General features: G+C 67.9%; 8 protein-coding genes, 1 pseudogene and 1 riboswitch. Of the genes and pseudogenes, 5 read left to right on the forward strand and 4 right to left on the reverse strand.

Annotation, left to right across the window (positions count from 1 at the left end; translation table 11 throughout):
• Window positions 1-522 (forward strand): annotated as a pseudogene (locus ACFWF3_RS16335) (hypothetical protein); the annotation flags it as partial.
• Window positions 523-587: 65 nt separating this feature from the next.
• A riboswitch (guanidine-III (ykkC-III) riboswitch) is annotated at window positions 588-652 on the forward strand.
• Window positions 653-662: 10 nt separating this feature from the next.
• On the forward strand, window positions 663-977 hold the full coding sequence (locus ACFWF3_RS16340; protein ID WP_358114922.1) for a multidrug efflux SMR transporter: 315 nt from the start codon (window positions 663-665) through the stop codon (window positions 975-977).
• 51 nt (window positions 978-1,028) lie between these two features.
• Here ACFWF3_RS16340 and ilvA read toward each other — a convergent pair whose 3' ends face one another.
• Entirely contained in the window at window positions 1,029-2,252 is a 1,224-nt protein-coding gene (ilvA, locus tag ACFWF3_RS16345) for a threonine ammonia-lyase (RefSeq protein ID WP_378994236.1), read from the reverse strand.
• Window positions 2,253-2,332: 80 nt separating this feature from the next.
• The gene (locus tag ACFWF3_RS16350) at window positions 2,333-3,511 is read right to left on the reverse strand and encodes a serine hydrolase domain-containing protein (RefSeq protein WP_379314310.1); all 1,179 of its coding nucleotides are present in this window, start codon (window positions 3,509-3,511) and stop codon (window positions 2,333-2,335) included.
• Window positions 3,512-3,617: 106 nt separating this feature from the next.
• Between ACFWF3_RS16350 and ACFWF3_RS16355 the strand changes: the two genes are divergently transcribed.
• The 3 genes from ACFWF3_RS16355 (at window position 3,618) to ACFWF3_RS16365 (ending at window position 6,640) form a co-directional block, all read left to right on the forward strand.
• Entirely contained in the window at window positions 3,618-4,340 is a 723-nt protein-coding gene (locus ACFWF3_RS16355) for a GntR family transcriptional regulator (protein ID WP_378636910.1), read from the forward strand.
• Window positions 4,341-4,424: 84 nt separating this feature from the next.
• Entirely contained in the window at window positions 4,425-5,912 is a 1,488-nt protein-coding gene (locus tag ACFWF3_RS16360; protein WP_379314311.1) for an NCS1 family nucleobase:cation symporter-1, read from the forward strand.
• Window positions 5,912-6,640 carry an aspartate/glutamate racemase family protein gene (locus tag ACFWF3_RS16365; RefSeq protein ID WP_378994243.1) on the forward strand — a complete coding sequence of 243 codons (729 nt, stop codon included), beginning with the start codon at window positions 5,912-5,914 and terminating at the stop codon, window positions 6,638-6,640. The genes ACFWF3_RS16360 and ACFWF3_RS16365 overlap by 1 nt, the downstream gene beginning before the upstream one ends.
• Before the next feature lie 7 nt (window positions 6,641-6,647).
• Here the strand turns inward: ACFWF3_RS16365 and ACFWF3_RS16370 are convergent, their stop codons facing one another.
• Both ACFWF3_RS16370 and idi read right to left on the reverse strand, forming a co-directional pair.
• The gene (locus ACFWF3_RS16370) at window positions 6,648-7,019 is read right to left on the reverse strand and encodes a hypothetical protein (RefSeq protein ID WP_379314312.1); all 372 of its coding nucleotides are present in this window, start codon (window positions 7,017-7,019) and stop codon (window positions 6,648-6,650) included.
• A 170-nt stretch (window positions 7,020-7,189) separates the two neighbouring features.
• On the reverse strand, window positions 7,190-7,715 hold a 526-nt coding region (gene idi, locus ACFWF3_RS16375), incomplete at its 5' end, for an isopentenyl-diphosphate Delta-isomerase (protein ID WP_379314313.1).

Raw genomic sequence — 7,715 nt, forward strand, 5'->3', positions numbered from 1 at the left:
GGCTGTACGCGATCGGCGCGCCTCGCCCCGTACTACACGCGCACCACCGCGCCCGGCTATCTCCCGCGCGTCCTCGCCCGCCACCACCTCGCCGTCGACGGCAGCCCGCTGCCCGGCGCGCCCGCCGCCGACGAACTGCTCCTGCCCGCCATCGCGGGCCTGGTCGCCACCCTGACCTTTCACACCGACCGGATGGCCGAACTCGCACCCGCCGGGTTCACCCTCGCCACCGATATCGCGGAATGGATGGTGCGCCGCGGTGTTCCGTTCCGCGTCGCCCACGAGGCGGCCGGTGCGTGCGTGCGCGTCGCCGAGGCGCGCGGTGTCGGTCTCGACGAGCTGACCGACGAGGAGTTCGCCGCCGTCGACCCCGCGCTCACCGCCGGTGTGCGCGAGGTGCTCACGGTGCAGGGTTCGATCGCCTCGCGTAACGCGCGGGGTGGCACCGCCGGTGTGCGTGTGGCCGAACAGCTCGACGAGGTCCGCAAGACCGCGGACGACGCTCGCGCCTGGTTGAGCTGAGGCGGGGAGGTGGTGACTTCACCCACCACCTGCTTGCCAAGAGATTGCCGGTGTGACAACTTGGCAGTGAGCCCGAACGGGGCTCCCGGACGAGGGTAGCCGTACCCGGAACGCGACAAGACGGCCACAGGAGGCTCGTCATGTCGTGGATTCTGCTCGTCATCTCCGGTGTACTGGAAGCAGTGTGGGCCACCGCGCTGGGCCGGACCGAAGGGTTCACCCGGCTCGTCCCGACCGTGGTTTTCGGCGTAGCCCTGGCAGCCAGCATGACCGGGCTGGCCCTGGCCATGCGTGATCTCCCCGTCGGCACCGCGTACGCGGTCTGGGTGGGCATCGGCGCCGTCCTGACCGTCGTCTATGCCATGGTCACCGGCGCGGAAGCTTTCTCGGTCGTGAAGGCCGTGTTCCTGGTGATGATCGTCGCCGGTGTGGTCGGGCTGAAAATGGCGCACTGACGCGGTGATCCCCGGGCGCGTGGTGCGGGAACCCGGTGCGCGCACGGGGTTCTAGAGCTCGGCGTGTACGCGGAAACCCGAGTCACGCAGTGCGTCCAGAACGTCGTCGCGGTGCGCGGAGCCGCGGGTTTCCACGGTGAGCGACACCTCGACCTCGTCGACGGCCAGCCACGGCCCCGTTCGCGAGTGCACGACATCCACCACGCTCGCGCCGGCGCGCCCGACCACGGCGAGCAGCGCGGACAGGGCGCCTGGCCGGTCGTCGATCGTCACGTGCATGGCCAGGTAGCGGCCCGCGGCGCTGAGACCGTGGCCGATCACGCGCGTGAGTAACAGCGGGTCGATATTCCCGCCCGACAAGATGGTCACCACCGGGCCGGGCAGATCTTCGAGAGCGGAGGTGAGCAAGGCGGCCACGCCCGCCGCACCCGCGGGTTCGACGACGAGTTTGGCCCGTTCCAGGCAGAGCAACAGGGCCCTGGACAGGGCGTCCTCGTCGACGGTGACGATCTCGGACACCAGTTCGGCGACATGGGCGAAGGGCACCGCGCCGGGTAGTCCGACCGCGATACCGTCGGCCATCGTCGACATCCGTGGCACCCGGACCGGCCTGCCCGCCGCCAGCGAATCCGGCCACGCCGCCGCCTCGGCCGCCTGCACGCCGATCACCCGGACATTCGGCGCCAGCGCGTGCAACGCCACCGCGACACCCGCGAGCAAACCGCCACCACCGGTGGGCACGACGACCGTGCCCGCCTCGGGAACCTGCTCGAGGATTTCCAGCGCGACCGTCGCCTGACCGGCGACGATGTCGGGATGGTCGAAAGGATGGATCAGGGTCGCGCCGGTCCGATCAGCGAATTCCTGTGCGGCGTCCAGGGATTCGTCGATCGTGTCGCCCACCAGATGCACGTCGGCACCGTAGGCGCGCGTCGCGACGAGCTTCGGCAGCGAGGCCCCGACCGGCATGAACACCGTCGAGGCGATCCCGAGCTCGCTCGCCGCCCACGCCACCCCCTGCGCATGGTTGCCGGCGCTGGCTGCCACCACGCCCCGCGCGCGATCCGCCGCCGGGAGATGGGCGATCCGGTTGTAGGCCCCGCGCGGTTTGAACGACCCGGTCCGCTGCAGGTTCTCGCATTTGAGCAGCACCTGCGTACCCGCCCGCTCCGACAACACCCGCGACCCCACGATCGGTGTCCGTCGAATCACCGGCGCCAGCAATCGCGCGGCTTCCTCGATCCGCTCCAGTCCCACGGTCTCCATCGGCCACATGGTGCCAGGTTCGGCATCGCCAGTCGGGTATCCCGGTGTTGCGTCCATATTGTGCAGTGATCAACCGCCCGGCGAGTGGCTCAGCGCAGTTGCGAGGACTTCGCGATGTTGTGGGCGATGGTGCCGAGGCGGGTGAGGCGGGCGTCGCCGAGCGGGGTGAGTTTGCCGCCGAGACGATTGGTGACGAAGGCCAGGGAGAGGCCGGTTTCGGGATCGGCGAAGGCGCCGGAGCCGCCGAGGCCGAAGTGGCCGAAGGCGGAGATCGGGTCGGCCTTGGAGGGTTTCATCGGGACGCCGTGGAAGCCCATGGCCCAGGGGATGCGGAACGCCAGGACGTAGTCGGGGGTGAAGACCTGGCGCGCGGCGAAGCGGGGGATCGAGCCGGGGGAGAGGATGCGGGTGCCGTCGAGTTCGCCGCCGTTGGCCAGGGCGGCATACACGCGGGCGAGCGCGCGGGCGGAGAAGACACCGTTCACGCCGGGCATCACCGAATCGTGGACGCGCTCATCGACGATCAGGTCGGCGAACCCGCGCGGGGTGGTCTCCGCGGCGGCGGCGAAACGGGTAGGGGTGAGCAGATCGGAGCCGGTGTCCCAGTCCATGCCCGCGGCGCGCAGGCGCGGGAAGGTGGTGGCGATGCGGTGGCGCTGATCGTGCGGCACCCGGAACCAGAGTTCTTCGGCATCGAGAGGTTCGGCCAGTTCGGTGCGCACCACATCGACGAATGCTCGGCCGGTCACCCGCGCGACGATCTCGGCGGCCAAGTGCCCGTAGCTGATTCCGTGATAGCCGCTGGTGACCCGATGCCGCGGATCGGGAGTGGCGGCGGCCAGCGCGGCGGTGACGGCAGCGTCATCGAGGAAACTCTCGATCGGCCCGGGCAGCAGGCCACGCAGCCGGTGCAGGCCGGCGCGGTGGGTGAGTACATCGCGCACGGTGATGGCGGCCTTGCCCGCCGCGGCGAACTCCGGCCAGTACTCGGCGACCGGGCTGTCGTAGTCGAGCTGTCCCCGATCGGCCAGCTGATGAATCACGGTGGAGGCCACGCCTTTTCCGGTGGAGAAGCCCAGCGCCACCGAGTCCGCCGTCCACGGCACACCAGGGCTCGCGTAGCCCGCCCACACATCGACGACGGGCTCGCCGTGCAGATACACGCACAGTGCGCCACCGCCGTGCGAGGGCTTGCGGAACAGATGGTCGAAGACGGTGACCAAGCGGACGAAACGGCGATCCACCGACTGCGCTGTCGAAACTCCCATCCTTCGAGCATGCCATCACACACTAGGGACCGGTCGGTACGGTGATCGTTTCCTAACTGTCACACCGAACACCGCGCACGCAATACGCGGTCCATAGCATGCTTGCATGCCCCCGAGACGACGATCGGCGCTGCTCGCAAGGCTTGTGGTCGATGAGCCAGGCCGACCGCAAGTGATTCTGGGCGAACTGCGCCGGGTGATCCTCGACGGTGCCGTACCGCCGTGCACCGTGATCCCGCTGCGCGAAGTCGCCGAGCTGTTCGGGGTGAGTCACATCCCGGTCCGTGAGGCGCTCAAGACGCTGATCGGGGAGGGCCTGGTCACCCACCGTCAGCAGCGCGGCTACCAGGTGGCCCAGCTCACCGCCCGTGAACTGCGCGAAATGTACATCGTGCGTGACACTTTGGAGACGGCATCACTCGCCGCGGCCGCGCTGCACGCCGACGAGGCCGAACGCGCGCACCTGCTCGCGGTGAACGACCTGCTCGAACGCGCCATCCTCGACGACGATCCCGAGTCGTACCAGCGTCAGTCCCGCAGCTTCCACGTGGCGCTGACGCGGCCGTCACGGATGTTCCGGCTGCTGTACATGCTCGAAGCCGCGTGGAATGTCACCGAGCCGGTGCAGTCGATGGTCCACATCGACCGACTCGACCGCGAGCGCCTGCACATCGACCACATCGCCATGCTCGACGCGTTCCTCGCCCGCGATGTCGACCGTCTGCTCGTCGCCGCCGAGGAACACCACCGCAGGCTGGAAACCGTGGTCGCGACCCTGCCGACCGATACCGGGCTGCTCGCGCCGGAAGATATATCTTCGGTGCAATAGGCGCGAAATTCCCGGGAAACCGCTGGGCAATTGCTGATACTTACCGTCTGTTCAGCAGATGTACCCTTTCGGACGGGAACGATCATGACCGACACCCTTACGTCCTCGGCGGTTCCCGCCGGCGAACCGCCCACGTACGATCCGCGGCTGACGAACGAGGATCTGGCGCCGCTGCGCAAGCAGAGCTGGGGCACTTACAATATCTTCGCGTTCTGGATGTCAGACGTGCACAGCGTCGGCGGATATGTCACGGCGGGAAGCCTTTTCGCACTCGGACTGGCCAGTTGGCAAGTGCTCGCCGCACTGCTCATCGGCATCACCATCGTGTACTTCTTCTGCAATCTGGTGGCGAAACCCAGTCAGATGACCGGGGTGCCCTATCCGGTGATCTGCCGCAGTGCGTTCGGCGTGCTCGGCGCGAATATCCCCGCGATCATCCGCGGTCTGATCGCGGTGGCCTGGTACGGCATTCAGACTTTCCTCGCGTCGGCGGCGCTGGATGTCGTTCTGGTGAAACTGTTTCCGGGATTGGCACCCTACGCCGTCACCGCCGACTACGGGTTCCTCGGACTGTCGGCCCTGGGCTGGGGCAGCTTCCTGCTGCTGTGGGTGGTGCAGGCGTGCGTGTTCTGGCGCGGCATGGAATCGATCCGCAAGTTCATCGACTTCTGCGGTCCCGCCGTCTACGTCGTCATGTTCCTGCTCTGCGGCTACCTCATCGCGAAGGCGGGCTGGAGTGCCATCGACCTGAAACTCGGCGATGTAAAATACACCGGCTGGGCGTCGGTGCCGGTGATGCTCGGCGCGATCGCACTCGTCGTGTCGTATTTCTCGGGGCCGATGCTCAATTTCGGTGACTTCTCCCGATACGGCAAGAGCTTCGCCGCGGTGAAGAAGGGGAATTTCCTCGGGCTTCCGGTGAATTTCCTGGTCTTCTCGGTACTGGTGGTGGTCACCGCCTCCCTGACATTGCCGGTGTACGGTGAGCTCATCACCGATCCGGTCGCCACCGTCGCCGAGATCGATTCCACTTTCGCGATCGTGCTCGGCGCACTCACCTTCACCGTCGCCACCATCGGGATCAATATCGTCGCGAACTTCATCTCGCCGGCTTTCGATTTCTCGAACGTCAGTCCGCAGCGGATCAGCTGGCGGGCGGGCGGCATGATCGCGGCGGTCGGTTCCGTGCTGATCACCCCCTGGAATCTGTACAACAATCCTGACGTCATCCACTACACCCTCGAGGTTCTCGGGGCCTTCATCGGACCGCTGTTCGGGGTGCTGATCTGCGATTACTACTTGGTGCGCAAGCAGAAGGTGGTCGTCGACGACCTGTTCACGATGTCGGAGCAGGGGACGTATTACTACGCGAAGGGCTATCACCCGGCCGCGATCATCGCGACCGCGGTGGCCGCCGCGGTGGCGGTGTTCCCGGTGCTGGCCAACAGCCTGCCCGGCATGCATTCCGCCGCCCAATACAGCTGGTTCATCGGGTGCGGCATCGGCTTCGCCGTCTACTACCTGCTGACGGGCGCCGCGCGGACGGCCGCTGCCGAGGAGGTCGGTGTCTGATGCGCATCCGGGTCGTCAACCCGAACACCACGCGGGCGATGACCGACACGATCGAGCAGTGTGCGCTGGCCGTCGCGGGCCGGGGCACACTGCTCGACGCGGTCACCTCCGAGATCGGGCCCGCTTCGATCGAGAGCCACTATGACGAGGCGATGAGCGTGCCGGGCCTGCTCGCCGCGATCCGGCAGGGCGAGGCCGACGGTGTGGACGGGTATGTCATCGCCTGCTTCGGTGATCCGGGCCTGGACGCCGCACGGGAACTGGCGGCGGGGCCGGTGATCGGGATCGCCGAGGCGGCCATGCACACCGCGAGTCATCTCGGCCGCGGATTCAGTGTCGTCACGACCCTCGGCCGCACCATCGGGCGAGCGGCCGATCTCGCGGAACACTATGGGATGCAACGGTTCTGCCGGGGGATCCACGCGTGCGAGATCCCGGTACTCGCCCTCGACACCGACCCGGACGCGCGCAAGATCGTCACCGAGGCGTGCCGGGTCGCCGTCGCGCAGGACGGGTCAGATGCTGTGGTGCTCGGGTGCGCCGGAATGGCGGAGCTGTGCGCGCACATTCGCGACGAGATCGGGGTGCCGGTGATCGACGGCGTCGCGGCGGCGACATTGACCGTACAGTCGCTGCTAACGATGGGCCTGCGCAAGTCGGGTAGGGGAGAGTTCGCGACGCCGCCGCCGAAGACCTACGCGGGACTGCTGGAATCCTTCGGTTCGTGAATGCCGCTCAGACGCCGGCGGTCTCGGTGCTCAGCGCGTTCAGCACCGCGGTGAGATCGTCGACGTCGACGACCAGACGGGTGAAGTCCGGCCCGTCCAAGTCGATCCGCACGGCGCTGCCGCCGAAAGTGGTGTCCCAGAACTCTTTGCGGCCCTTGCCTCGGTAGACACCCGCGGCGATCACGCCGGGGATGAAGGTGCCGGGCGCGCGGACCCACGGGGGCCGCAGGTCCACTTCGGCGGTGGCGATCTCGGTGATCGCGGCGCGGTCGATCACGACCTGCTGGCGCAGGGCGAGCAGGCGATGCCCACCGAGCACATTGACCGTCACCGTGTCGTCGTTGATCTCGACCTCGACCATCGCTACCTCACTCGCCATCGTGCGGACCGTTCGATGTCCAGTTTCGCCGGGCGGCCTGGTCACGGACTGTGGTGAGCCTGTGAGTTCCCCAAGGAACTCGGAACCATCTACAAATATAGATATGCGCATCTAACCGGTTAATCGCCACGGGGGCACCCGAGACGAGAAAGAAAACAGGGACAGCCGGGTCAGCGCTCGTGTGCCTGGTCGGCGATCTCGAGCACCTGGGACAGCCACGGCGTGAACTTGCCGGGGTTCTCCGCCAGATCCGCACGCACCTCCCGCGGGGGGACCCACGCCCAGCGGGCGATCTCGGCCGGGTCCGGCCGCGGCGGCACATCGCCGACCACGCCGATCAGGACGTGGTCGTACTCGTGCTCGACACGGCCGGTCTTCTCGTCGCCGGCGAGGTAGGTGAACACGCCGACCTTCGTGAGGTCGGCCGCCATCCCGAACTCCTCGCGTAACCGGATCGCGGCCGCCTCGACAACGCTTTGGCCCGGCAGCGGATGCCCACAGCAGGTGTTCGCCCACTGGAGCGGGAACCGGGTCTTCACCGCCGCGCGCTGCTGGAGCAGGACGTGTCCGTGCGAGTCGAACAGCAGCACGGAGAAGGCGCGGTGGAGGGGGGGCCCGGGGGGCGGGGGGGGGGGCCCCCCCCCCCCCCCCCACGCCCCCCCCCCGAGAGAGAGCCCCCACCCCCCCGAGGGGGTT

The sequence above is a fragment of the Nocardia sp. NPDC060220 genome, assembly GCF_042727815.1.
Taxonomy (GTDB): domain Bacteria; phylum Actinomycetota; class Actinomycetes; order Mycobacteriales; family Mycobacteriaceae; genus Nocardia.